Origin of the sequence: Ancylothrix sp. D3o, assembly GCF_025370775.1 — a bacterium.
In the GTDB taxonomy this organism is placed as follows: Bacteria; Cyanobacteriota; Cyanobacteriia; order Cyanobacteriales; family Oscillatoriaceae; genus Ancylothrix.
Genome location: NZ_JAMXEX010000013.1, coordinates 1 through 25,927 on the forward strand (window position 1 = coordinate 1; position 25,927 = coordinate 25,927).

General features: G+C 44.5%; 18 protein-coding genes. 12 read left to right on the forward strand and 6 right to left on the reverse strand.

Going from position 1 to position 25,927, the window contains the following annotated elements; genetic code table 11:
• Positions 1-446, reverse strand: a 446-nt coding sequence (locus tag NG798_RS19300) for a hypothetical protein (RefSeq protein ID WP_261225336.1), incomplete at its 3' end; no start/stop codon positions are given.
• Positions 447-564: 118 nt separating this feature from the next.
• On the opposite strand from NG798_RS19300, the gene NG798_RS19305 reads away from it, so the two are divergent.
• The 5 genes from NG798_RS19305 (at position 565) to NG798_RS19325 (ending at position 8,540) form a co-directional block, all read left to right on the forward strand.
• Positions 565-2,454 carry a calcium-binding protein gene (locus NG798_RS19305; RefSeq protein ID WP_261225337.1) on the forward strand — a complete coding sequence of 630 codons (1,890 nt, stop codon included), beginning with the start codon at positions 565-567 and terminating at the stop codon, positions 2,452-2,454.
• Between the two features lie 296 nt (positions 2,455-2,750).
• Positions 2,751-3,626, forward strand: a complete 876-nt coding sequence (locus NG798_RS19310) for a Tab2/Atab2 family RNA-binding protein (protein ID WP_261225338.1) — start codon at positions 2,751-2,753, stop codon at positions 3,624-3,626.
• Between the two features lie 159 nt (positions 3,627-3,785).
• Positions 3,786-5,084: a TldD/PmbA family protein gene (locus NG798_RS19315; protein WP_261225339.1), complete on the forward strand. Its 1,299-nt coding sequence runs from the start codon at positions 3,786-3,788 to the stop codon at positions 5,082-5,084.
• Between the two features lie 169 nt (positions 5,085-5,253).
• Complete coding sequence (locus NG798_RS19320; protein WP_261225340.1) at positions 5,254-7,920, forward strand: chloride channel protein; 2,667 nt, start codon at positions 5,254-5,256, stop codon at positions 7,918-7,920.
• A gap of 68 nt (positions 7,921-7,988) precedes the next feature.
• A complete protein-coding gene (locus NG798_RS19325; protein ID WP_261225341.1) occupies positions 7,989-8,540 on the forward strand; it encodes a tetratricopeptide repeat protein in 552 nt (183 codons plus the stop codon).
• A 135-nt stretch (positions 8,541-8,675) separates the two neighbouring features.
• Here the strand turns inward: NG798_RS19325 and NG798_RS19330 are convergent, their stop codons facing one another.
• Positions 8,676-9,161: an allophycocyanin subunit alpha-B gene (locus NG798_RS19330; protein WP_261225342.1), complete on the reverse strand. Its 486-nt coding sequence runs from the start codon at positions 9,159-9,161 to the stop codon at positions 8,676-8,678.
• Between the two features lie 334 nt (positions 9,162-9,495).
• Here NG798_RS19330 and rlmD point away from each other — a divergent pair, with 334 nt between their 5' ends.
• The gene (gene rlmD, locus NG798_RS19335; protein WP_261225343.1) at positions 9,496-10,860 is read left to right on the forward strand and encodes a 23S rRNA (uracil(1939)-C(5))-methyltransferase RlmD; all 1,365 of its coding nucleotides are present in this window, start codon (positions 9,496-9,498) and stop codon (positions 10,858-10,860) included.
• Between the two features lie 40 nt (positions 10,861-10,900).
• On the opposite strand, the gene NG798_RS19340 is transcribed toward rlmD, so the two are convergent.
• Positions 10,901-12,904: a M10 family metallopeptidase gene (locus NG798_RS19340; RefSeq protein WP_261225344.1), complete on the reverse strand. Its 2,004-nt coding sequence runs from the start codon at positions 12,902-12,904 to the stop codon at positions 10,901-10,903.
• A 125-nt stretch (positions 12,905-13,029) separates the two neighbouring features.
• Complete coding sequence (locus tag NG798_RS19345; RefSeq protein ID WP_261225345.1) at positions 13,030-13,773, reverse strand: dienelactone hydrolase family protein; 744 nt, start codon at positions 13,771-13,773, stop codon at positions 13,030-13,032.
• Positions 13,774-13,966: 193 nt separating this feature from the next.
• Between NG798_RS19345 and NG798_RS19350 the strand changes: the two genes are divergently transcribed.
• Complete coding sequence (locus NG798_RS19350) at positions 13,967-14,950, forward strand: GntR family transcriptional regulator (protein WP_261225346.1); 984 nt, start codon at positions 13,967-13,969, stop codon at positions 14,948-14,950.
• 85 nt (positions 14,951-15,035) lie between these two features.
• Here NG798_RS19350 and NG798_RS19355 read toward each other — a convergent pair whose 3' ends face one another.
• Positions 15,036-15,437: a response regulator gene (locus tag NG798_RS19355; RefSeq protein ID WP_261225347.1), complete on the reverse strand. Its 402-nt coding sequence runs from the start codon at positions 15,435-15,437 to the stop codon at positions 15,036-15,038.
• A gap of 246 nt (positions 15,438-15,683) precedes the next feature.
• Here NG798_RS19355 and NG798_RS19360 point away from each other — a divergent pair, with 246 nt between their 5' ends.
• The gene (locus NG798_RS19360) at positions 15,684-16,289 is read left to right on the forward strand and encodes a cyclic nucleotide-binding domain-containing protein (RefSeq protein WP_375338983.1); all 606 of its coding nucleotides are present in this window, start codon (positions 15,684-15,686) and stop codon (positions 16,287-16,289) included.
• A 120-nt stretch (positions 16,290-16,409) separates the two neighbouring features.
• A complete protein-coding gene (locus NG798_RS19365; RefSeq protein ID WP_261225348.1) occupies positions 16,410-17,084 on the forward strand; it encodes a hypothetical protein in 675 nt (224 codons plus the stop codon).
• A 125-nt stretch (positions 17,085-17,209) separates the two neighbouring features.
• Here the strand turns inward: NG798_RS19365 and NG798_RS19370 are convergent, their stop codons facing one another.
• Positions 17,210-17,950 (reverse strand): 4'-phosphopantetheinyl transferase superfamily protein, encoded by a 741-nt coding sequence (locus tag NG798_RS19370; protein WP_261225349.1) that lies wholly within the window; start codon positions 17,948-17,950, stop codon positions 17,210-17,212.
• A 303-nt stretch (positions 17,951-18,253) separates the two neighbouring features.
• Here NG798_RS19370 and NG798_RS19375 point away from each other — a divergent pair, with 303 nt between their 5' ends.
• From NG798_RS19375 to NG798_RS19385, 3 genes are all read left to right on the forward strand, one after another.
• Entirely contained in the window at positions 18,254-18,391 is a 138-nt protein-coding gene (locus NG798_RS19375; protein ID WP_261225350.1) for a hypothetical protein, read from the forward strand.
• Between the two features lie 374 nt (positions 18,392-18,765).
• Entirely contained in the window at positions 18,766-20,859 is a 2,094-nt protein-coding gene (locus NG798_RS19380) for a non-ribosomal peptide synthetase (RefSeq protein ID WP_261225351.1), read from the forward strand.
• A gap of 154 nt (positions 20,860-21,013) precedes the next feature.
• Positions 21,014-25,807, forward strand: a complete 4,794-nt coding sequence (locus tag NG798_RS19385; RefSeq protein ID WP_261225352.1) for a non-ribosomal peptide synthetase — start codon at positions 21,014-21,016, stop codon at positions 25,805-25,807.
• Positions 25,808-25,927 lie beyond the last annotated feature (120 nt).

Genomic DNA, 25,927 nt, shown 5'->3' on the forward strand with positions numbered 1-25,927 from the left:
CTACCAATACCGGAACCAACACCGGCACCACTACCAATACCCACACCAACACCGGCACCACTACCAATACCCACACCAACACCGGCACCACTACCCACACCGGAACCAACACCACTACCAATACCGGAACCAACACCGGCACCACTACCAATACCCACACCAACACCGGCACCACTACCAATACCCACACCAACACCGGCACCACTACCCACACCGGAACCAACACCACTACCAATACCGGAACCAACACCGGCACCACTACCAATACCCACACCAACACCGGCACCACTACCAATACCCACACCGGAACCAACACCGGCACCACAACCCACACCAACACCGGCACCACTACCAATACCGGAACCAACACCGGCACCTAATTCTGGAGAGGGTAGCACTACGGATGGGGATAGCGCCAACCTCACCACCCTCAACAGCCGTGCCATTGATGGCTATATTTCGGGTGCCAAGGTATTTTTAGATGCCAACTTCAATAGGGTTATTGATGTAAACGAACCCTTCAGCACTACCAATCCTGACGGCAGTTTCAATCTGAAGATAGACTTGGAAAAATTCGACACCAATAAAAACGGTCAGATTGATTCAAGTGAAGGCAAGATTGTTTTGAACGGTGGTTTGGATGTGGCAACCAATCTTCCCCTCGTCACACCGCTTGCTTCTACTCCAAAATCAACGGTAGTGACACCGTTAACAACGATTATCGCAGAGTTGGTGCAACAAGGAACTGACCTAGCAACGGCGGAAACATCGCTGAAAGCAGCGTTAGGATTGCCTTCTGATGTTGACTTGGGTAGCTATGATCCGTTAGAGGCGATTGCCAAAGGAGACGCTCAAGGCGTATCGGTGTTTGGCTCAATGATTATGGTGCAAAACACCATCGTCCAGATGGCAAAATTCATCGATGGGGTTTCCGAAACGGAAGTTGCACAACTGGCATTTAGTGGCATTAGTGCGCTCGCCAATCAAACCAAAAGCGGCACTGCTGTAGATTTAGGTAACGCAGGAACCATCCAAGCAATTCTTACTGAGGCAATTACCAAAGCAGCACAATCTGACCCCAAAATCAACCCAACTCAACTGGCTGCTGCCGCTGCCGCTGCTGCTCAAGTAATGGCTTTGGGCAACCAAATGGTAAAGGATCTGGTCGTTAGCGGTCGCCCAATTAAAGATATCGCCTTGGAAATTACTAAGTTGCAAGCGGTGTCAGTCGGTCAAATTGCGGTGGGACTACCTGAACTGGCAGCGGGTATTGTCTCAGTGGAACAGTTCCTCGCTGAAAACAGCAAAGAGGCAATTCTGTCACGGATGGCGACGGTGCAGGTGAACGATCCCACCGTTCGTCCAGAAGTGAAGCCGATTGAGTCTTCTAACCCCGACACCGACACCGGCACCGGCAACCCCGACACCGGCACCGGCAACCCCACCTTACCTTTCCCTCGTGTAGAAGACACAACCACCGGCACCCCCATCCCCACCCCAGGCGATGACAATCTCACCTACGGCACCGGCGATGATACTGTTGTTGCACTCGCCGGCAATGACACAATACTCGGTGGCGATGGCAACGACTTGCTGTTTGGCAACACCGGCAACGACCTGATCAACGGTCAAGGTGGCAACGATTTCATCTACGGCGGCAAAGATCAAGACACCTTGATCGGTGAACTTGGCAACGATACTCTCTGCGGTGATATGGGTGATGATTCCCTCACCGGCAATGATGGTGATGATGCTCTCTATGGCAACCAAGGCAAGGATCTCCTAGACGGTGGTTTAGGCAATGACACTCTACGCGGTGGCAAAGAAAATGACACCCTTCTTGGTGCTGATGGCAATGATATCCTCTGCGGTGATATCGGTGATGATTCGCTGTTGGGTGACACCGGCAACGATATCTTATTCGGCAACCAAGGTAATGATTTTCTTGATGGCGGTGTGGGAGATAACACCCTACATGGCGGCAAAGATAACGACACCCTAGTGGGTAATCAAGGTGTTGATATGCTGTGTGGCGATATGGGCAATGACTCTCTCGGCGCCGGTGCCAGTAACGATATGTTGTTTGGCAATCAAGGTAATGATATCCTTGATGCCGGTGATGGTGATGATACCCTGCACGGTGGTCAAGGCGATGATACCTTGATTGGCGGCACCGGCAACGATTTGCTAGACGGTGATTTTGGTAACGACATCCTTACCGGCGGTGCAGGAAATGACCGATTTGTTCTGGAATTAGGGGCCGGTGCTGATATCATTACCGATTTCAAAATTGGCGAAGATTCTCTAGTCTTAACTGGCGGTTTAAGCTTCCAACAGCTAACTATAACTGCCGGCAATAACGCCTCTTTAATTCGTGTGGGTGATGAACTTTTAGCTACTCTTAACGCGGTGGATTCTTCGTTACTGAACCAGCAAAGTTTCACTTTGATTTAAAAATTTCAAGGTTGGATCAATCCTCATTAAACTATTAAGAAACCCGACTCAAACAAAGTCGGGTTTTTATTTTATAAACTCTTTTTTTGTTGCTACATCAACAAAGCAAATTTCAAGAACAAATGGCCATTAACAAATTATTGGCAAACCACCAGACACAAGCACTGCTTTTTGGGCCGGCTACCCGCACCACCAAGCACGGCGGCTTTATTGTTATCTGAGGAGTCGGTGGGCGTAGCCCTACATGAGATAAAATTTTAAATTGACAAAAATTTAGCGCATTTTAAACAAAACCAATGGGCAAAACATGGGAACTCGACTACTATTCACGGCCCGTCCTTGATGAAGCCGGCAAAAAGCTGTGGGAGGTTCTTTTATGCGAAAGCCCTACAAGCAATAGCGATGAACCCTTATTTCGCTTTAGCAAATTTTGCCCCGGCACCAACGTTAACTCTGCTTGGCTCAAGGAAGCGATCACAGAAGCCATATCTAAAGCACCGGCACCCCCCAGAGAGATTCGCTTTTTTCGCCGGCAAATGACAAACATGATCTCCAAAGCCTGCAATGATTTAGGCATAGCCCCTAAACCAAGCCGGCGTACCATCGCCCTCAACCACTGGATCAACGAGCGTCACACAAACTTCTATCCCCAACAACCAGGCTATCAACAAGCACCCCCCTCTCCCTCTGTGCGGGTCGAAATGCTGGCTCCCTCTCCCTTACCAGATGCCTTAATTGGTCAAAAATGGGCCTTTGTCAACCTCGAAGCCAGTGCCTTTGCGGAAATGAGCGAATGGGAAATTGGCTTTGGTGATGCCTTTCCCATTTTGGGCGAAAATAGTCTTGTCCCCGAAATTACCGCCGAAACTCCAATTCCTGGGTTAATAATTTTCTCGCCTAGAGCCGTTGCTCTGGCCGGTTGGATGTCTGGTTTAGAATTAGCTTCTTTAAAAGCGGATGGCAACCCGCCTGATCGCTTATTACTCGAAACCGGCGCCACCGATAGCTGGATTTTAGCGAACCGTTTCAATAAACAAACCCAACAGGAAGCAAAAAACTTTGAACAAGCCAAAAAACAAGCACAAAATGTACACTTTATAGCAGTTCAGACCGATCCTAATTCTGAATCTTTTGCAGGTTTTTGGCTTTTACAAGAACTGAATTTATCGTAAATAGTCAAGGGCGATTTGTCCTTATTTCTGTCTCATTTGTTAAAAATAAATTGCCTAATCAGTGTTTAGCAATGACGATTGACAAATGAGCATTGACTGTTTGACGATTGATAAATAAACATTGACACTCCTACAAATGACACTCGTACATTCTTACAAATGATCCAGCAAGAGGTTTTACCAGAAGAGCTATTAGAATTAGCCGCTAAATCTGGGGCTGAAGCAGCCGAAGTTTTTCAGTCAAAATCTTTATCGCGTCCAGTATTTTTTGAAGCCAACCGGCTCAAACAACTCGAAAGTGCAGAAGCCGAAGGAACTGCCCTCCGATTGTGGCATAATGGACGCCCAGGATTAGCTGTGGCCTATGGGCCGGTGGCTGCTCAAGATTTAGTTAATCGAGCAATTTCTCTTTCACATCTCAACGAACCGGAAACCATAGAACTCAATCATGCCTATGAATGTCGCTATCCCGATATTGGCGAAGGGGTAGCGGTGCAAACGTTAGTTAATTGGGGAAAAGAAGCGATTTCTCTTGTGCGAGAAAAATACCCAGAAGTGCTTTGTACTGCTGAATGGGATTGTGAAATAGAAAGCACAAGATTGGTAAATTCTTTAGGCTTAGATTGCTCACATTCTGACACAACTTTGTCATGTTTTCTGTCAGCAGAATGGGTACGCGGAGAAGATTTTTTGAGTGTGGGTGATGGACAAACCGAACGCGGAAATCTTGAACCGGCTACTATTGCTCAAAACATTATTGAGCGCTTAAATTGGGCAAAAAATAATGTTAACTCCCCCACCGGCAAAGTGCCAGTGTTATTTACTGCCAAAGCCGCCGATATGCTTTGGGGAACGGTTACGGCAGCTTTAAATGGCAAAATGGTAATTGAAAAAGCTTCTCCTTGGAGTGACAGGTTAGGTGAGGCGATGATTTCTGAAAAAATTACGCTTTCTCAACAGCCAGATAGCGGCCCCTATAGTTGTCCCTTTGACGATGAAGGCACCCAAACTCGCAATTTAGTATTTATTAAAAACGGTGTCTTACAGTTATTTTACGCCGACCGCAGCACCGGCAAATTGTTGGGAAGTGGTACCACCGGCAACGGTTTTCGCCCTGGTTTAGGCAGCTATCCCACCCCCGGCTTATTTAACATAGTTATTGAACCGGGAACTGGAAGTTTAGCAGATTTAATTGCTCAAATGGATGAGGGAATTATTGTCGATCAAATGTTAGGAGGTGGGGCCGGTATTTCTGGAGAATTCTCTGTTAATGTCGATTTGGGTTATCGTGTCAAAAAAGGAAAAATTATCGGTCGAGTTAAAGACACAATGGTGGCCGGTAATGTTTATACGGCCTTAAAACAAATCGTTCAACTGGGAGGCGATGGCGAATGGAACGGATCTTGCTACACACCTTCTGTCATTGTTGAGGGATTATCTGTCACCGGCAAAACTTAAAAAAGTTATTTGTCAATGGTCATCAGTGATGGGCCATTGGTCAGAAATCTTTGGGTACGGGTCGTCATGTTAATTGTCAATAGCAGAGAACCAATCTAGGGAAAAGCCTACTAAACTAAATCTAAGTGATAAACAAAACGCCCAAAAAACCCATAAGTAAACCTGAGTTATGAGTTACTTTTCACTCATTCAAAACTCACTATTGAAGCCGAAAAACTCAGTCAGGGCCATAGCATCTCAACTCTTGCGACCAAAACGCCTTGCTATTTTTGAAGCGTGTTTAATAGGTTTAGTCTGCGGACTGGCCGGTGTTGTACTCAAAACCGGCGTCGGATGGCTAGGGGGTTGGCGAGTCTACACCTCGTTGATCTTACCAGGGTGGTTGATACTCCCCAGCATCGGCATTTTAGGCGGCTTACTGACTGGCTTTCTGATCGAACGTTTTGCCCCAGAAACTGCCGGTAGCGGTATCCCCCACGTCAAAGCCTCACTTTCAGGCATTCCCCTGGCTTTAAATGGTCGTGTCGCCGTTGTAAAACTAATTGGTACGATCATCGCTGTTGGTAGTGGTCTTACCCTGGGCCGGCAAGGGCCAACCGTCCAGATCGGCGCTTCCCTAGCTGCTTGGATCAGCCATTGGGTGCCCACCTCCCCAGAGTACCGCCGCCAATTAATTGCTTGTGGCGCTGCTGCTGGGCTGGCTGCTGGCTTTAATGCACCCATTGCCGGTGTTTTATTTGTTGTCGAAGAATTATTACAAGACATCTCCGGTTTAACGCTTGGCCCGGCGATTATTGCCTCCTTTATTGGGGCCGTTGTTTCCCAATTATTAGGCGGTCAAAGTCTTAACTTAAATTTGGCCGAAAGCAACATCAGTTTTTCAGCAGAAGAAATACCTTTTTATATATTGTTAGGAATCTTTGCCGGCTTGCTTGGTTCCCTATTTACCAGCGGAATTGTTATCGCCTTGAAATTAAACCGCCGCTATCTAAAAATGGGATTACCTCTGCGGATTGCCTTGGCAGGTTTAATATGCGGTTTAGCTGTAGCTGTATTACCGGTCTCTTTTCGCAATAATACAGGATTGAGGGAGTCTTTAGTTACTGGTGATGGCAATTGGCAAACAAGTTTAATTGCTTTTATTGCTCATTTTTTCCTGACGATTATCGCCGCCGGTTCCGGTGCGCCTGGGGGCTTATTTGCGCCGTCTTTGGTGTTGGGGTCTGCCTTGGGGCATTTGGTGGGAATTATGGAGGTAAATTTGCTGGGTGCCGGTTTGGCTAGTACCTATGCTTTAGCCGGCATGGGAGCGTTTTTTTGTGCGGTTTGTCGTGCTCCTATTACGGCAGTTGTAATTGTTTTTGAAATTACAACGGATTTTAAATTAGTTTTGCCTTTAATGATTTCTTCGGTGGTGGCTTATTTGGTGGCAGAAAAGGCAGAAAAAGGCTCTCTTTATGACCAAATTTTAGAAGGTAGTGGCATTCAATTAAAAAAAGAAAAACCGGATAATGATATTTTAAATACCGTCAAGGCAGCCGATGTCATGCAGCGCCGTGTAGAAACCCTTTCTGCTCAAATGACCCTGGATGAGGCAATTGTGGCTTTTTCTCGTTCCCACCATCGCGGTTTTCCGGTATTAAATGAGGGAAAGTTGGTAGGAATCATCACCCAAAGAGATTTAGCTAATGTGAGTGAGCGCTCTCTGTCTGGTGAGACTTTAATAAGTGAGGTGATGACAACTCAACCGCTGACGGTGTTTCCAGAAGATACATTAAGTGAGGTATTGTATAGATTGAATCGTTATAATTTAAGCCGGCTGCCAGTGACGGAAGGACGACGTTTAGTAGGAATTATCACCCGTAGCGATATTATCCGAGCCGAGTCTGACCGGCTCACAAATGAAGAAGCACAAATGGGCCCCCATCCTGAAAAGTCGTATGTTGTATATCAAACACGGGCACCATCCACAGGACAAGGCCGGCTTTTGGTACCGCTGGCAAATCCACAAACAGCCCCTGCATTGCTAGAGTTAGCCTGTGCGGTAGCGTTTCAAAAAAATTATGAGTTGGAATGTGTGCAGGTGATGTTGGTGTCGCGCAGGGGTTCGCCTGCTGAAATGCCGGTGCGAACGGCAAAAAGTCGCCGTTTATTGCAAATGGCAGAACGTGCCGGCCGGCGTTGGAAAGTGCCGGTGCATACGCAGATAAGGGTTGCCCATGATATGCCCCAGGCAATTTTAGAAACCATAAAAGAGCGACACATCGATTTAATTTTAATGGGCTGGAAAGGCAGCACCAAAACCCCAGGACGAATCTTTGGCGCCGCAGTAGATACCTTAATACGTCAGGCTTCCTGTGATGTAGTTTTAGTGAAATGGGGTAAAAAAGTTACAGAAAAAGACAATCTTGAATCGCCAAACTGCAATGCTCAATCGCCAACCCTCAACCGCTGGTTAGTACCAATGGCGGGGGGGCCCAATGCTCAGCGGGCGGTACAATTGTTACCGGCCTTGGTGGCGGTGAGTCGCAAACCAGAAATTCGATTATGTCAAGTGCAGCAGCCTTCTATCGGACAACCAGATATTACAGTATTGGAACAAGCATCAAAATTTTTAGGCCGCCGCCTGAATGTGCCGGTGATTCAAATGCCGATTTGTTCAAGTTCGGTAGCCGATGCTTTGATCGATTTAGCTCAAAAAAATCAATGTGATGTGGTAGTTTTGGGTGCGAGTCGAGAAGGAATGCTTCAACAGACAATCAAAGGCAATATTCCCGAAGAAATTGCCCGAAGTTGCAATTGTACGGTTATGTTAGTTAGAAGTGCAGCGGCCTAGCAGGGTTTGTTTGTTGGGATAATTTTTTTTTGAAATCAAAATTTTAAAAGACAAAAGCTAAAATTTCCATGAGCAAGATTGCCTTTCTAGTGGTGAGTTTGATGGCCGGTGCCGGTTTATGTTTTCCTGGTTTAGTTAATGCTAAAACCTCCAGAGAACCCCTCACCCAACCTTCTTTTAATTTCTCTCTTCAAGCACGCCGTCAAAATATATCCGCACTACTGGCAGAAGCCGAAATTCTTGTCACTCAAGGAGAAGTGAAACGCGCCATTGCAATTTTTGCCGAAGCCGAACTTCTTAGCCCCAATCAACAAATCCCTGCCCTTGACTGGAACTCACTATGCTGGTATGGCAGTTTGTGGGGTCAAGCATCCGATGTGCTTTCTGCTTGCGATAAAGCTGTTGAACTTGAACCAGAAGCCGAAGAATTCCGCGACAGTCGTGGTTTAGCAAGGGCGCTGACTGGCAATATTGCCGGTGCCATCGAAGACTTTCAAGCTTTTGTCAACTCTACCGAAGATCAAGACCGCAAAATTGAACGTCAAGGCTGGATTAATATGCTGCGCCAAGGTAAAAATCCCTTTACGCCTCAACAAATTAGATTGTTATTTAGAGATTAAATTGGGGATCGGGGATTGGGGATTGGTAATTGGAGATTGGGAGAGGAATTTTTCCTATTCCCTGCTTTGGTTCTTCCCCCACTCACCAGTCCTCAATCCCCAACCCCCCATCCGCACTTCCCAGCCAAGGTACTCTTAGCTCATGGATTGGATAATAAAATCAAAGTAGGGGGCTGCTTCGGCTGCATCTTCCTTGCTCAGGAGGGCCAAAGAAGCATCCTTGAGGCAGCGAATGGACTCCGCCATACCAGGAACCGGCACGCCTAGAGAGTTGTACATCTCTTTGACACCAATTAAGCCAATTTTTTCAATGGGCTCTTTGTCACCGGCCAAGATTCCATAAGTAATTAGGCGGAGATACCAGCCATAATCCCTCAAGCAGAGCGCCCGCTGACGTTGGCCGTAAGCGTTTCCGCCGGGGGCAATAAAATCAGGGCGTTTCTGCCAGAGTCGTTTACTTGCTTCTTCCACAATTTTCTTTTCGCTTTCTGACAGAGTGCTGGCAATGCGTACGCGCTGCTCGCCTGTTTTAAAGAAATCTGTCATCGATTTGAGTTCTCCGCTGCTGGGATAACGCAGTTGGTCATCCGCTTGGAGAATTACTTGGCTTACTACACTCATGGTTTTTACTAAAATCGCGTGAAGGTTCTACAGTAGTTTATCGATTCTCTGGATCAGAAATAAAGGGGCTAGTCAATTGTCATTGCTCAAGATTCATTGGCTATGAGTTATTGGTCATTGGTTATGGGTTATTGATTATTTCGCCCTAGTTATTTATTCCTAGTCGTTTGCTCGTGGGACAATTGACTAATGACCATTGACAAAGTACGGCTAAACCCCTGTGTCGGCCCTTGATCATTGCCTATAAAGGGTTCAACTCCTGTGCCGATCTCTGACTATTTACTGAGAACCAATGACTTTTGACCGATGATTATTGACTATTGACAAACAACACATGATAAACAACACATGGCAACAAGGCGAACTGGTAGAGATTGCTATCACGGATTTAACAGACACCGGCACTGGTGTGGGGCGTTTTGAGGGACGAGTTGTTTTTGTTCCTGATACAGCCCCAGGCGACCGAGTTCTGGCTCGTTTGGTGCGCGTTAAACCTCAATTTGCTGATGCTAAACTCCATGAACTGCTGGAAAGTTCCGAACAGCGTACCCGTCCGGGGTGTATTGTCGCTGATAAATGCGGCGGTTGTCAGTGGCAGCATATTGATTATTTTTACCAGCTTGCCGCTAAACGTAACCAAGTGGTGCAAGCTTTGCAGCGAATTGGGGGTATTGAAACGCCGCCGGTTTCTGAGGTTTTGGCTTCCAAAGCTTTGGGGTATCGCAATAAAGTTAGTTATCCTTTTGGTGTGTCGCCCACCGGCCACCTGCAAGCGGGTTATTACCAAAAAAATAGTCACCGGCTTGTTAATCTCAACCGCTGTCCTGTACAAGATAATCGCTTAGATCCGCTTCTGGCAGAAATTAAACAGGATATTCAACAACTCGGCTGGACGATTTATGATGAAAATCTATCAAAAGGACAATTACGGCATTTATCTCTGCGAATTGGCCGCCGCACCGGCGAAGTTTTGTTAACTTTAATTACAAAATCAGCGGCTTTACCTGGACTAGATGCTCAAGCCCAAGTTTGGATGAAGCGATATCCGCAATTGGTGGGTGTTTGTCTGAATATTAACCCGCATAAAACAAATGTTATTTTTGGTGAAGAAACGAGAGTTTGTGCCGGTCGAGGTTATTGTGTTGAAGAGTTTGCCGGTTTGCAATTTCACCTTGGCCCGGATACGTTTTTTCAAATTAATACCGAAACGGCAGAAGCGCTATTAAATGTGATTGTTAATGAATTGCACTTACAAGGTACTGAGTTGTTAGTTGATGCCTATTGTGGTATTGGCACGTTTACTTTACCTTTAGCACGACGAGTGCGTTCTTGTATTGGTTTAGAAGTTCAACCGGCTGCCATTCTCCACGCTAAAGAAAATGCTAAATTTAATGGTTTGACAAATACCACATTTTATGCAGGGCCAGTGGAAAAGTTATTACCAGAGATGGATGTTTCACCAGATATTATTCTGCTCGATCCGCCGCGTAAAGGTTGCGATCCAGCAGTGTTAGAAACTTTGGTCAAAATTCAACCACCGCGAATTGTATATATTAGTTGCAAACCGGCAACTCTAGCACGGGATTTGAAATATTTGTGCAGCGAGGGAGGCTATAGCTTAACAAGAGTGCAACCGGCTGATTTTTTCCCGCAGACTTCTCATGTTGAGTGTGCAGCATTTTTGACGATTGGCGATTAAAGATTAGCAATTGGGGACTGGGTAAGAGTCCCCAATTATTTTAAGCTAAAGTAAAATCATTAGCCGTGAGGGTGGCCGGTTGAATACCCTGCAACCTTGTCAAAAATTCGCCAGAATCAATAATTTGGATTAAAGTATCTGCGCCATCGGCTAAGAAGCGAATTCTTTGAATAGTCAAACCGCTACTCAAACCAATAGTATCTTCACCCAAAGTGAAATCAGTAATTACATCGGCATCCCACACATTTAAACCCCCATCACCGGGAGAATAAATAAACGTATCCACACCAGGGCCACCCGTCAATAAATCAGCCCTTCTCGCGCCGGTTAAGCGGTCAGCCCCGCCTAAGCCTAAAATAATATTTGACTGATTATTGCCTAAAACAATGTCATTGGTGGGGGAAGCGTAAAGATTTTCAATGGTGACGCCATAACCAATAATTGTGGCAAAAAGATCCGCCGGATAAGTTGCGCCACTGGGATCGCCATAAGCGATATAAGTTGCACCATTTAAAGCACTGGTTGTTGTCAGCCGTCCGCCTTCATTCATATCAAAATAATAGCTTTCTGTGGTCGGCAATCTGGCAAAATCTAGGGCATCAATACCGCCACTATCCCAAAGAGTTTGTTTAATTCCCAAAAACGTATTGCTATTAAATTGGTGAACCGTGTCGCCGTTATTTACCGTGCCGGTGGAGCCGTAGAGTATTTGCAAAGCGCGAACATCATAAGGCATGGGGGAACTCGCACCGGCACCGCCAAAATTGTAACTCATTACTGTATTGCTGTTGTTATCTTTGGGAAAAGATAAAAACGGCCCCACATCAGTAGCTTCGTTGGGGAGTTGCTCAGAAGGCAAGCCGGTGTAATTATTGGGGTGTTTTAAGCCCAAAGCATGACCAATTTCATGCACTAAACTTTCATAACCAAAGGTACCAGGGCCGCTAGAAAAAGCTTGATCAGAATTGCTTTCATAATTGCGGCTTAAATGAATATCCCCACCAATTTCTTCGCCCGGAATGTAGGCATAAGCATAGAAATTAGCATTGCCGCTTCCCTCCGAAAACATAATCCGAATTTGACCGACGCTGGGGGGTCTATCTGGCACTTCGACAATATTAAACGGCAAAACTTCCTGATATCTTTGCATGATTTGACGGACATTTTGCTTAATAGGATCGCTGACTTCGCCTACGGCTGATTCGGTGCCGGCGTATAAAAAAGAACTGGCAGTTGTCACAAAACTGTAGGTAAGAGTTCCGCCTTTAGGAACATCCCATTTGGCTTGTTCAATTGTAGTTGTTTCTACAGTTTCGCCATCAACTGTTTCGGAGGTTGTGGTTATAGTAGGAGGGTAAATTAAGGCATCAATGGCTTCTTGATCGTAAAAAAGAGAAGGTTGTCTTCCCTGGAATTGACCAATGGTGACATAGTGTTGAAAAGCTTCTTGGAAGTTATAGCCTAAACCCACTAAATCGCGGTTAGTTCCTAGATAGTAAGACGGGTCAAAAATCAAGGAAGCGCGACGGCCTTCTAGGGTGCCATAAACAATGTATTGTTCGAGAATTTGTTTGTTGTTTAAACCTGCCGTAGCCACATCTGGATTATTCAGCCGATAGTAATCTAAATCAAAAAACGGGGAAGCATTGCGTCCTTCAAAAATGCCATTGTTGAGATAGTGGCTAAAAAGCTGTTCATTGGTAAAACCGGCCTCCACTAAATCAGGATTTTTACTGCGGTAATAATTAAAATCAAAAAAAGGCGAAGGACTGCGGCCTTCTCGGAGGCCAAATCCATTTAGATGGGTGAGTAAATCGCGGTTACTAGCTTCTTGTAAGTCGGAATTGTTGGCGCGGTAAAAATTCAAATCTATTACAGGCGAAAACCGGCGACCTTCGGCTAAACCGTATTCGTCAAAATGATTAAAAGCCTCTTCCTCACTGAAACCGGCCAAATCTGGATTAGCAATTCGATAGAAATCTGCATCAAAAAAATCTTCAGGAATTGGGGCTTCAATGGGGGGCAAAACAAATGTTATAGTCATGGTAATCTCCTTGAGTCGGCACAGGTTAAAGCACGAAAGGGATAGAGGTTAAATCGTGCAAAATAAACTACAATAAAATTGAGCAAAGTAGGGAGGGAAAAAACAATTGAGGAGAAATTTTTAACTCAGTTTAAGACTTGACCAAAAAACTCCACAACTTGCAGCCAAGCGTCGGCGGCGGCGGTGCTATTGTAACTAGGCCGGTGATCGCAGAAAAATCCGTGATCGGCATTAGCGTATCGGAAGACGCGATGGGGGATGTGATGTTTCTGAAGTTCGGCCTCAATTTGGTTAACTTGTGTTTGGGGGATGCTGGCATCTTGGTCGCCAAAAAAAGCATAAACGGTGCCGGTAATCTCAGCAGTGCGATTGATGGTAGGTTGACCGCCTCCGGGTGTCCAGGTAGTAATACCGGCCCCATAAAATGAAGCTGTGGCCTTAATTTCCGGTAAAGTAGCAGCAAGGTAAGCAACATGACCACCAAAGCAAAAACCAATACAACCAAAGCCATGAGTTTTGACAAAACGGCGAGTTTTCAGATAAGAGATGGAGGCGGAAATATCGCTCAAAAGTTCATCGGCGTGGGTGAGTTCTTTGTAATAGCGGCCTTGTTTGATATCTTCAGGCGTGTAGCCGGTTTGATAATCAGGGGCCAAACGCTGATAAAGGGCGGGTGCAATTGCCACATAACCCTGTTTGGCAAAACGTTCGCTGACTTCTTGAATATGAGTATTGACACCAAAAATTTCTTGCAATACTACAACTGCCGGAAAGGGGCCTTCACCTTGTGGATAAGCGAGGTAAGCTGCTATGTGTAAATCGTTGTTTGCAACGCTTACCCATTCGGTTTGAAAGTTTAAGTCGGTCATAGGTTTTTAGGCGGTCAAATTCAGTCAAATTAAAGTTGTCATATCCACTGTCTACCGGCAAGGCTATATTGGAAAAGCATTCCAACCAATAACCAAGCCGTGACCCTTCGATATAATCGCGCATCAGGCGGCATTGTGTGTGGCTTTTTTTGCGGATGGGTGTGTTTTATAAACGTTTTGTAAGGTGAGAGTGATGGTTCAGTTTCATATTCAGCCAGATAGTGATATTCCGGCATCCTCGCAGTTATTTAACCAGATTCGGTTTGCCATTGCATCCCGGCAGTTTCCACCAGGACACCGGCTTCCCAGTACGAGAGCGTTGGCCATGCAAACCGGCCTGCACCGCAACACTATCAGTAAAGTGTACCGACAACTCGAAGACATCGGATTAGTGGACGCCCAGGCGGGGTCGGGTATTTATGTTCGTTCCCTGGGGCAAGAAAGTAGCGCTCGCTTAAAATCGCCGATTCTCGAACAATATCCCAATGCTTACAAAGTTGTCCAAAAAGGTTTAGACGAATTGCTTAACCAAGGATGCTCGCTTAATCAAGCTAGAGAGTTATTTTTGGCAGAAATTGACTGGCGTTTGCGTTGTAGTGCGCGGGTATTGGTGACAGCGCCTTCGCAGGATATTGGGGTCGGAGAATTAATGGCCCAGGAATTAGAGCAGGCTTTGCGTATTCCGGTGCAGTTGGTGCCAATAGAAAAGCTAGAGGTAGCATTAGATCAGGCGCATTCGGGTACGGTGGTAACGAGTCGATATTTTATTGGCCAAGCCGAAGAAATTGCGGCACCGAAGGCGGTGCGGGTGATGGCGGTGGATATTTATGATTATGGCAAAGAAATTGATTTAGTGAAAAATTTGCCCAAGGATACTTGCTTTGGCATTGTCAGTTTGAGTCAGGGGATTTTGCGGGCTGCCGAGGTGATTATTCATAGCTTACGAGGCGATGATTTGTTGATAATGACTGCCCAAAAAAGCGATGCTTATAAGTTAAATGCAATAGTGCGGAGCGCCCGAACTATTATTTGCGATCAGGTGTCGGAGATTGCGGTGAAAACGGCAATTGCTGCGGCTAGAGAGGATTTGATTCGTCCGCCGCATCTGCATTGCTGCCCCAATTATATTGGCTTAGATTCGATTAATTTGTTAAAGCGAGAGTTGGGTTTAGGCTAATAAATTGTTGGCTTCAAAAGGAAGGAAAACTTATTTAAAAAAAAGATGAATGGGGATGTAATAATCCCCCATTGCCACTTGGCTCTTAGGAATCTTGATTTAATTTTAAGCGGATCTGATTGACAAAATCTTGATGGTCTATAATTGGCTTGGGGATATAACCATCGGCGCCGCTTTGTTCGAGGAATGTTTCTCGATCTCCTTTGATGGCATTGGCGGTGACAAGAATCACTGGCACACTGGCAGTGTGGGGATTTTGTTTGAGCAGTTGGGTGATTTTAATACCATCCATAGGCTGGCCTTGATAGTAACTGTTACTCAAAGAAACATCCATTAAGATAATATCGGCTGCGCCAGATTCAGCGATTTTTAAGACTTCTTCGACATCTTCGGTATGCGTAGCGGCGAAACCGCCACGCTTGGTGAGAACTTTTTGAAAAACCAGCCAATTTATAGGATCGTCTTCCACAACTAACACAGTCTTCATTAGATATCTCCAAAGGCAATTTAATTCAAAATGCACGAACTTGAGTGCGATACCCGGATAGGGGGGTCGTTGCTGCTTTGTGTAAAATCGGTGTGGGAGTTGTGTGAGGCGTGCGGGAAAATTTTACAAAATTTAAACAACATAAGCCCAGCGATGACTTATCCACTATTGTAGGCACTACTAAGGGCTGGACAAAACAGGAAATAAAAAAATTTTGTTTTTTTTGGGGGGGGCAAGGCAAAATATATGTACCCAGACGATTTAAACTTAGGCTCAACCCATACGCACTTGAGAAAGGAAAAACCGTCTGCCATGCGAAAAGTTTTATATCTGCTTAATGAATTAAGCGAAAGGGATCTTGATTGGATGCTGACAAACGGCAGCCGGCAGCAAGTGAAAGCGGGTACGATTCTAATTAAGGAAGGAGAGCCCACTGATGCTCTTTACATTGTTGTTGAGGGTTCTCTGACGGTTTCGATAGCGGCGCTTGGCGGGCGGGAAATCTCAACGATTGGCGGCGGGGAAGTTTTGGGGGAAATGTCTTTTGTGGATGATCGTCCACCGGCTGCGACGGTTAAAGCGGTTGAGGATGCTCTTGTTTTAGCGGTTCCTCGCAAAGAATTAAGCGAAAAACTCCAAAAAGATGTGCTTTTTGCTCTGCGTTTTTACCGGGCAATTACAAAGTTTCTTTCAACTCGACTGCGGGGGGCTGTTAATTGGTTGAGTGATGATAAAGACGTGCTGAACAGTCAAGTTTCTTCGCAAGAACCGTTTGAGTCTACTGATGATATGACTTTGGCATCGGCGCGATTTGAGAAGTTGGTTAAACGTTTAAATGAAAAAGAGGGATAAGTGCCGGTTGAAGTTTGATGTTTTAAGGAGTTCAGGAACTCTTTAAGGGTGTGGGGGTCGATAGAGGTGACAGCAAAACACAACAGTGGTGATGCAATTAGCCTCTGGAGGAATTAAGGAATGTTAAAAACAACACAATGGCAATCTAAAACTGCTTTATTGTTGGCGTTGACGGTGAGTTTGGGGGCGGGGATGCCGGTTGTAAGTTCGGGGCCGGTTTTGGCTCAAACTGGTGGGAATGGCCGGCAGTGGAATGCGCCTCGAAACAATACTAATAATCGGGTTGCTGTTCCTTCGGGTACAATTCTTCCTGTTAATTATGAAAAAGATAAAGTGGTTGTAACGAAGGATGAAACGGCTCCTCTGACGCTGATTGTGGCGCGGGATATTAGCTCAAGTTCTGGCACGATTTTGATTAGACAAGGTACTCAAATTGTTGGGGAACTGCGACCGGTTGGCGGTGGTTCTCAGTTTATTGCTAAAGAGTTGGTGTTGCAAAATGGCCAACGTTTTCCGGTGAATGCTCGCTCTAAAATTGTGACTCGCACGGAAACTATCGAAAAAGGTGCGAGTGTGGGGAGTATTTTACAAGGTGCTGCTATTGGTGCGGCGGCTGCTACTGCTATTTCAGCGATTACTGGTGACCGTGCTATTGCTACTGAGGAGGTGTTAGGGGGCGCAGGTTTGGGTGCTATTGGTGGGTTGCTTTTGGGTCGCAAAAAAGTTGATGTGGTTGTGATTAATCCTAATACGGATTTGGCTTTAACTTTGCGTTCTGATTTGGCTTTGCGTTAAGTGTTGGCTGGGTGGTGTGCGGTTTTTTATAGGGTTTTTCTTACAACTTTAGCCTTTGAAAAATTAAAAGCCCGGTTTCTTTAAGAGGCCGGGTTTTTAGTGTGTATTAATTGGGTTAATGCTTGTTAGTTTGGTTGCCAGTATTTATAGTCTAGGTTGTGTGCAGAGATGGCAACACAGGCTATATAGCTGGGGTGGGGGATGAGGTGGGTTAATGTCCACCGGCCTGCTTTTTGGGTATCGCCGCTGATGCTGAGGAGTTTTGCGGGTTCTCCTGGGGTGATGCTGACTTCTATTTCGTTGAGGGGTTGTATGAGTCCTTGGCCGGTGGCTTTTAGGTAGGCTTCTTTGCGTGTCCAAGCGTTGAAAAAGGCTTCGGTTTGATGGGCAATAGAAATGGTGTTAAAGAGGGCTGATTCTTTGTCTGAGAAGTAGTTTTTGACGATATTTTCTGCTTCGGTGATGGGACGCACAAATTCAACGTCTATGCCAATTTCTTTGTTTAGGGTGATGGCATAGAGGGCGAGTTGGTGAGAGTGAGATAGGTTAAAGCAAATTTGGGTTTCTGTGTGTAATGCTGGTTTGCCTTGCTTGCTATAGGTGAATTTTAGGTTTTGGGGCGGGAGGTTTAGATACCGGCTCAAAATTATTCTTAGGGTACCGCGACTGACAATGAAGTTGTTGCGATCTTTTTCAAAGTGAAATCGATTTGCTCTGGCGATCTCGTCTGCTGATAATGTTTGGCTGAGTTGTTGAATTTGTGCTGCCGGTTGATTGAGAAATGCTTTCCATAAATGGATTTGATTTTCTGCGGGGGTGGGGGTTAATAAGGGGGCCGGTTGCCAAGTTATATTTTCAGCGGTCATCTTTCTTAGGTAAGATTTTAGATTTTCAGGGGGATGGATTTATCTGCCTTGGGAGGTAGGAGAGAGATTCTGGCGGAACGTCTCTACTGTGGGGATAGGTTTTTTTTTGGGGGTAAACTTTGTTAATTTTTAAAAAAATTTGAAAATTTATTTGCGTTTTAAGCTATGTGGGCTGAGGGCAAAGTTTGCCAACTCTACCATAAGAAGTAAGCTGAATATATCTCACTCTTCAGATGGATGCAATAGCAGAGCTTTGCCTTTTAAAAAGGATAAAAGGCAAGGTATGGGGAGCGGGAGGAAAGAATGCAAAGAGGTGAAACAAGTTTTATGGCGGGTGAAAATGCTTGCTGTGAAAAGCGGTGGTTTAATGAGTGCGGATGTGCAATGAGTAAGCCTGGTGCCGGTGTGGTTGGGTTGCTTGCCGGCTGTTTGAAGGCATAAAGAATTCACTAAAAAAGGGCTGGGTTTGAGAAGCTCAAATTAGGTTTAGGGTTTAAGTAAATAAAGTGTGGAAAAACTCTAGGGTTTATGCCTTGGGGAGTAGGCTATTTTAGGCGTTATTACTATAACTATCTTTTATAAAGATTCGGTAAAGTAGGAAAGTTTTATAAAAAAATATGTCAGGATAAAAAATATTATGCGACCGGGGTATTTCTAATTTCTGCTGAGATGGGAGCGAGAGCTAAGGCTTTGGGCTTTGGCAATTTAGAGGGGTGAATAAAATACCTAACAGCAGGAATTGGAGAAAATGCCTGGGAGCGAAATTAGTCTTGGTTATAAACAACATGATTCAGGCGTAACATCTACACAAAACTATGAAAAATAACCGATTAAATTTAACAGGAAAGTTGGGATTAGCTGCAAGTGAAACTGTGGTTGGGTTTGGCAAACCGGCGACTGAAGATATCGGCGCTTATCCACAGATAGGAAAGTGGAACAATAGGGTTAAAGGTGTTTTTAATTGCTGCATTCACGAAGTGATAGAAAGACAAGCCAAACTAACGCCGGATGCGGTGGCGGTGGTGTTTAAAGATGAAAAATTAACTTACCGGCAACTGGATGAGAAAGCAAATCAACTGGCAAATTATTTACGTTTGCTGGGAGTTGGGCCAGATGTAATTGTGGGGGTTTGTATTGAGCGTTGTTTGGAAATGACAATTGGATTTTTAGGGATTTTGAAAGCGGGGGGTGCTTATTTGCCGCTTGATCCGAGTTATCCGGCAGAAAGGCTGGCTTGGATGCTGGAAGATGCAAAGGCGCCGATTGTGTTAAGCAGCGGAAAGTTGCTGAAAATTTTGCCGATTTGTGAGGCGAAAATTCTCTGCTTAGATGAAGATTGGGAGATGATGGAAGGGCAGAGAAAAGAAAAACCGGTTTGCCAAACTTCGCCGCAAAATTTGGCTTATGTGATTTATACTTCTGGATCTACCGGCAAACCGAAGGGGGTGTTAATTGATCATCAAGGTGTGGTGAATCATGGGTTGGCAATGGCGAAGTTGTTTAAATTGATGCCGGCAGATCGGGTGTTGCAATTTTCTTCGATTAGTTTTGATATTGCGACAGAGGAAATGTTTCCGACTTGGTTTACTGGGGCGACGTTAGTTTTACGTTCGGAAGAATGCCTTTCTTCAACGCAAAGTTTTTGTGAGTTTATTGAAGAAAAAGCGATTAGTGTTTTAAATTTGCCGACGGCGTTTTGGCATGAATGGACGGATGGTTTATATGGGCTACAGCAAGTTTTGCCGGTGCAATTAAGACTGGTGATTGTGGGGGGTGAAAAGGCTGCGGTGACGAGTTATGCGGTATGGAGAAAATTAGCGGGAAGTGAAAATATCCGCTGGATTAATGCTTATGGGCCAACGGAAACAACGGTGACGGCAACTTATTATGAACCGGGGTCAGAAATTCCTGAAAAATTGCCGATAGGCCGGCCAATTGATAATGTTTTAATTTACTTGTTGGATGAAAAAATGCGTCCGGTGCCGATGGGGGAAGTGGGAGAAATTTATATTGGGGGTGCCGGTGTGGCGCGGGGATACTTAAACCGGCCAGAAATTACAGCAGAATGCTTTATTCCCAATGTGTTTTTGACTAGCCCAGAAATTTTGTCTGAGGGTAATAATTTTGAGACTAATTGGTTACAAAATAACAACTTTTCTGGCGGCTATCTTTACAAAACTGGTGATCTTGCTCGTTATTTGCCGGATAAGAATTTAGAATATATTGGACGCAAGGATCATCAAGTAAAAATTAGGGGTTTTCGCATCGAGTTGGGGGAAATAGAAACGATTTTGAATAAACATCCCCATATTCAGCAAAGTATCGTGACTGTGTGCGAAGATAAACCAGGAGAAAAAAGACTTATCGGTTATATTGTAGGGAGGCCGGAGTCCAAAGTTACTGCTCAACAAATGCGGGTTTATCTCAACGAAAAATTGCCTAGTTATATGGTGCCGGGTGCGTTTGTTTTGTTAGAAAAACTGCCGATGTTGCCAAACGGGAAAATTGATCGGCGAAATCTGCCGATACCGGAGATCAAAATCACCGCAGAAAATGAAAATTTTGTTGCGCCGAGGACTCCGACAGAAGAAGTAATTGCTGGTATTTTTGCGGAACTTTTAGGCATTTCTCAACTCAGCATTGAGGAGAACTTTTTTGAACTGGGGATTCATTCTTTACTGGCTATTCAATTTATTTCGCGGTTGCGGGATTGTTTGGGGGTGGAAATAAGTATTCAGCAACTTTTTCACAATCCTACGGTTGCTGAACTTGCCTTTACTCTTTTGCAAAATCCAAGTCAGCGAACAAAAATTGAGAGTATCGCGCCCTTACTTTTGATGGTTGCAGAACTTTCTGACAGCGAAGTAGATTTGATGCTCAATTTTTCGATTTTGGGGATGAGTGTGTAAAGTGGTAGTTTTGCGTTTTTTGAAGAACCTATTCCCCCTTTTGTAGCGGCAAAGAGGGGGAGAGGTTAAAACGCTTGATGGTAAAAAAATAAGATTCTGTGCGTAGATTTTCTTGAAATTTGGTTGATTTATAACTGTAGGTTCAAAAAAAATAATGGAAACTTTAAAACATCCCAAAAGAACTTTTCAACTTTCTGGGCAACGCCGTCAAGTTTTGCAAATGCTTTTGCAACAAAACGGTATTACAAACGGCCCGGTTGTTAGCATTTTTCGCAGAAAATCCACAGATCCGGTGATGCTTTCTTTCGCACAAATGCGAATGTGGTTTCTTGATAGACTGGAACCTGGAAGTTTTGCTTATAATATCCCGACTGCTTTACATTTAATTGGTGATCTCAACATCAGCGCCCTTGAATGGAGTATCAATCAAATTATCCGCCGGCATGAGGTTTTACGCACGAGTTTTGCTACTTTTGAAGGGCAACCAATTCCTTTTATCCATGAAAATTTAACTCTGCCTTTGCATATTATTGATCTGCGAAATTATCAGGAAAGGGAAAGAGAACTTGAAAGTCAAAACATTGCTTTTCAAGAGGCCCAACATAGTTTTAATATTGCGGAAGCGCCTTTGTTAAGAGCGACTTTAGTGAGATTAAAAGAGCAAGAATGGAAGTTTTTTTTAACGGTACATCATATTATTTTTGATGGCTGGTCTTGTGCGGTATTTATGCAAGAATTGGCGGCATTGTATAAAGCTTATGTGACGAGTAGTGCTTCGCCTTTAAATGAGTTAGCGGTGCAATATGCAGATTTTGCGCTGTGGCAGCGGCAAGGGTTAGAAAAAACGGGGGAAAATCAACTTTCGATCCTGCAAACACAACTGAGTTACTGGAAGCAAAAATTAGCCGGAAATTTGCCCTTTTTGGAATTGCCAACTGACCAACCCAGGCCGGTTATTCAAACTTACCGGGGAGGACGGGAATCTTTGTATTTACCCCCGTCTTTATCGAAGGCGGTTAAGGCTTTTGCGGCGAGGGAAGGGGTAACTTTATTTATGGCGTTGCTGGCAGTTTTTAAACTGTTGCTTTCTCGTTATTCTGGGCAAGAAGATATTATAGTGGGTTCGCCAATTGCCGGCAGAAATCGCGCTGAAATTGAAGGGTTGATTGGATTTTTTATTAACACTTTGGTTTTGCGAACCGGCTTAGAAGGAAATCCAAGTTTTCGAGACTTATTGGGGCGTGTTCGCCAGACAGCATTAGAAGCGTATGTCAATCAAGATGTGCCGTTTGAAAAACTTGTGGAGGAAATTCAACCACAGCGAGATTTAAGCCGCAATCCGCTTTTTCAAGTGTGGTTTAATTTGCTTAATTATAAAGACAGCGAATTACAACTTCCTGAGATAAAAATTGAGAGTCTGGTGCCGGCGGAACCAGGTTCAAAATTTGATATTACGCTTTATGCTGTTGAAACTACAGATAAAGATAACGATTTAATTTTGCTTAAATTGGTTTATAATGCCGATTTATTTGATGCAGAACGAATGAAAGAGATGTTGGAACAATATCAATTTTTGCTCCAGCAAGTTGTTGAAAACCCCCAAGAGAAAATCGATAATTTTTCGCTGGTGACACCGGCAGCTAAAGCCGTCTTACCCAATCCCCAACAGCCCATAGATTCAATTTGGTATCAATCCCTTACTACCAAGTTTTCTGAGCAAGCAAACCGGCTAAAAAATCAGGAGGCTTTGCTTGACAAGAATGGCAGTTTCAGCTATGGTCATTTGGAAGAAACGAGCAACAAACTAGCAAATTACCTGCGAAAAAATGGAATTCAGCGCTCTGATGTGGTGGCAATTTATGCTCATCGTAGTGCAGCTTTGGTGGTGGCTTTGTTGGGAGTAATGAAAGCAGGGGCGGCTTTTGTTATTTTAGATGCTAAATACCCAACAGAACGGTTAATTAACTGTTTGGATGTGGCAAAACCTCGCGCTTGGTTACAACTGGCATCGGCGGGAAATGTGCCGGAAACTTTAGAGACTTTTTTGCGGGAAAACTTTATTAAGTGCCGGTTGAAATTGCCTCAAACTTCCGCCGCATTTCGCACGCTTTTAAAAAATTATTTGCCAGACAATCCGGGGGTAGAAATTCAACCGGATGCACTTGCTTATATTGCTTTTACTTCGGGATCTACCGGCCAACCGAAAGCTATTTTAGGAACCCACCGGCCTTTATCTCATTTCATTGAATGGCACACCAAAACCTTTAATTTACAAAGCACAGATCGATTTAGTATGTTATCGGGATTGGCGCATGATCCGCTGTTGCGAGATATTTTTACGCCGCTGACATTGGGTGCCACTTTGTGTATTCCCGATCCCGATCAATTGACGACATCCGGTTGGCTTGTGCAATGGATGAAACAACAGCAAATTACAATTGCTCACCTCACCCCAGCCACCGGACAGCTATTCTACACAGAACAATCTTTGCACAGCAAAATTACTAACTTACGGTATGCTTTTTTTGGTGGGGATATTTTAACCACCAATGACGTAAAAAGCCTGAAAAAAATCGCCCCAAATGTCACTTGTGTTAACTTTTATGGAACCACAGAAACTCCTCAAGCAATGGGATATTTTGTGGTAGAAAAAGATTTAAAATTTGACGTATCTTATCCGATTGGAAAGGGGATAAAAGATGTACAATTGCTGGTTTTAAATCGCGCTCAACAATTAGCAGGCATTGGAGAAATTGGCGAAATTTATATTCGCACTCCTTATTTATCTCAGGGATATTTAGGCGATGAAAACCTCACTCAAGAAAGGTTTATCAGCAATTTCTTTACCTTAAATCCCGAAGATAGGCTGTATAAAACAGGCGATTGGGGGCGCTATTTATCCGATGGAAATATAGGCTTTGCCGGTCGCGCTGACAATCAAGTAAAAATCCGAGGTTTTCGCATTGAACCGGCAGAAATAGAAAATATTTTAAAACAATATTCTTCTGTGCAGCAAGCAGCCGTTATTGCCCGCGAAGATCGCCCCGGAGATAAACGCTTGGTTGCTTATTTAATAGCAGATTTGGTTGGCGAAAGAGTTGGGTGGGAAAATCGCTGCTGGGTAGAAGCAAGTGATGGCCGGCGCGAAATTTTAAAAAGTGCGGATTTGTCAATAAATGGAATAGGTTTATTAGATGTGCCTTCTCATTGGGAAGTGGGGCAAAAAGTCTGCTGTGGGTTATTTTTACCGGCCCCAAATTCCGAAAGGGGTTCGGAAGTTTGGTTTGAGGGAAATATTGCTTGGAAATACGAAAATAATGCCGGAGTTTTGTTTCAAACAACCCCGCTACAAACAGCCATTTTGCGTCAAACAATTAATCACATCACCAAAACCGAAGGAGTGCAAGTAAGTGACCTCCGCCGCGCCGAGCCTCGTGTTCCTTATCGCAGTATTTGTCGAGTAAAATTACCGGGTAATGTTAGCTATGAAGTAACGGCGGAAAATATTTCACCGGGGGGAATTCGGGTGATTGCAGAAAGCGAAATTTGGCAGGATGAACAAGAGTTAAAAATTTGTTTACCCTTGCCAAAATCCGAAGTTTTGCAATTAAAAGCCACCGTTGCTTGGTGTCATGGAAAACACGCCGGGATTACCTTTCACACCACAAAAGAAGAGCGAAATTTGCTTGAGCGAAATGTGGAATATATTATCGCTTCCCAAGGATTATCTATTCCGCGCTTACGAGATTTTCTCAAACGAAAATTGCCCAGTTATATGATACCTTCTAGCTTTGTGATGTTGAATGCAATGCCGGTGACTCCTAATGGCAAAATCGACCGTCGCACTTTGCCGGCACCGCTTCTAAATGCCCGTGAATCTGAAAACACACCCACTGCACCTTCCGATACCGTTCAACTGCAATTACGCTCAATTTGGCAGAAGGTTTTAGAGCTTACCAATATCAGCATCAAAGATAACTTTTTTGATTTGGGGGGTCATTCGCTGCTGGCTGTCAAAATGTTTGCGGAAATTGAAAAAGCCTTTGGCAAAAATTTACCCCTAGCAACTTTATTTCAAGCCCCAACAATTGAGCAACTCGCTGAAGTTTTGCGTCAGAGCGGAAGCAGCACCTCTTGGTCTTCTTTGGTTGCTATTCAGCCGCAAGGTTCTCAAATTCCATTTTTCTGTATTCATGCAGTCGGTGGTAATGTGCTTTCCTATTATGAATTAGCAAGTTATTTTGCGCCAGACCGGCCTTTTTATGGCTTGCAAGCGCGAGGTTTAGATGGCAAAGAACCTCCCTTAAGGCGAATAGAAGATATGGCGGCACACTATATCAAAGAAATTCTCGAACTTCAACCCCAAGGGCCCTATATTTTGGGTGGTCATTGTATGGGAGGTTTAATTGCTTTTGAAATGGCTCAACAATTGGTAAAAGCCGGCCATAAAGTTGATTTGGTGGCGATGTTTGATACCCGTTCTCCTAAAATTGAGAATCGTCGCCTTTTGGCGTGGGAAAAATTGTGCTTACATTTGACGCATTTTGCGGAATTGCCGGTTAACGAAAAGTTGGATTATCTGGAGAATAAAATCAAGTTGAAACTAAGGCAAATTTGGTTTCAAAGAACCGCTAAAATTCCCAGCATATTTTATGAACAGCCCGGAGATTCTTTACCACAATTGTTGCGAAATTTCCGCATAGAAGATGCCATTAATTATGCCGAATCTATCTATGTGCCCGAAGTTTATCCGGGGCGAATTGCCTTGTTTCGGGCCAGCGATCAAGCAATTCTTTTTATGAATGAACCAGAGCTAGGTTGGGGTGATTTAGCGACTGAGGGAGTGGAAGTTTACGATGTGGAAGGGCACCATAATTTGGTGTTACAACCGCAAGTAGCAACTTTGGCAAAAAAATTGAAAGCTTGTTTGGATAAAGGGAATAGGTGATGGGGCAAAACGTCAAACTCTAGGTTTAACCGGCACCTACTTGTTTCATGTAGATGCCGGTTTTAGTCGCTGCAACAAATTTTACCTCAACCAAGAGATCACGGTCATCACGGCAGTCTG

Bases quoted from the DNA above. Each gene is read 5' to 3' on its own strand.
- NG798_RS19310 (WP_261225338.1), top strand. From the start codon at position 2,751: ATGGGCAAAACATGGGAACTCGACTACTATTCACGGCCCGTCCTTGAT.
- NG798_RS19315 (WP_261225339.1), top strand. From the start codon at position 3,786: ATGATCCAGCAAGAGGTTTTACCAGAAGAGCTATTAGAATTAGCCGCT.
- NG798_RS19320 (WP_261225340.1), top strand. From the start codon at position 5,254: ATGAGTTACTTTTCACTCATTCAAAACTCACTATTGAAGCCGAAAAAC.
- NG798_RS19325 (WP_261225341.1), top strand. From the start codon at position 7,989: ATGAGCAAGATTGCCTTTCTAGTGGTGAGTTTGATGGCCGGTGCCGGT.
- NG798_RS19330 (WP_261225342.1), bottom strand. From the start codon at position 9,161: ATGAGTGTAGTAAGCCAAGTAATTCTCCAAGCGGATGACCAACTGCGT.
- rlmD (WP_261225343.1), top strand. From the start codon at position 9,496: ATGATAAACAACACATGGCAACAAGGCGAACTGGTAGAGATTGCTATC.
- NG798_RS19340 (WP_261225344.1), bottom strand. From the start codon at position 12,904: ATGACTATAACATTTGTTTTGCCCCCCATTGAAGCCCCAATTCCTGAA.
- NG798_RS19345 (WP_261225345.1), bottom strand. From the start codon at position 13,773: ATGACCGACTTAAACTTTCAAACCGAATGGGTAAGCGTTGCAAACAAC.
- NG798_RS19350 (WP_261225346.1), top strand. From the start codon at position 13,967: ATGGTTCAGTTTCATATTCAGCCAGATAGTGATATTCCGGCATCCTCG.
- NG798_RS19355 (WP_261225347.1), bottom strand. From the start codon at position 15,437: ATGAAGACTGTGTTAGTTGTGGAAGACGATCCTATAAATTGGCTGGTT.
- NG798_RS19360 (WP_375338983.1), top strand. From the start codon at position 15,684: ATGTACCCAGACGATTTAAACTTAGGCTCAACCCATACGCACTTGAGA.
- NG798_RS19365 (WP_261225348.1), top strand. From the start codon at position 16,410: ATGTTAAAAACAACACAATGGCAATCTAAAACTGCTTTATTGTTGGCG.
- NG798_RS19370 (WP_261225349.1), bottom strand. From the start codon at position 17,950: ATGACCGCTGAAAATATAACTTGGCAACCGGCCCCCTTATTAACCCCC.
- NG798_RS19375 (WP_261225350.1), top strand. From the start codon at position 18,254: ATGCAAAGAGGTGAAACAAGTTTTATGGCGGGTGAAAATGCTTGCTGT.
- NG798_RS19380 (WP_261225351.1), top strand. From the start codon at position 18,766: ATGAAAAATAACCGATTAAATTTAACAGGAAAGTTGGGATTAGCTGCA.
- NG798_RS19385 (WP_261225352.1), top strand. From the start codon at position 21,014: ATGGAAACTTTAAAACATCCCAAAAGAACTTTTCAACTTTCTGGGCAA.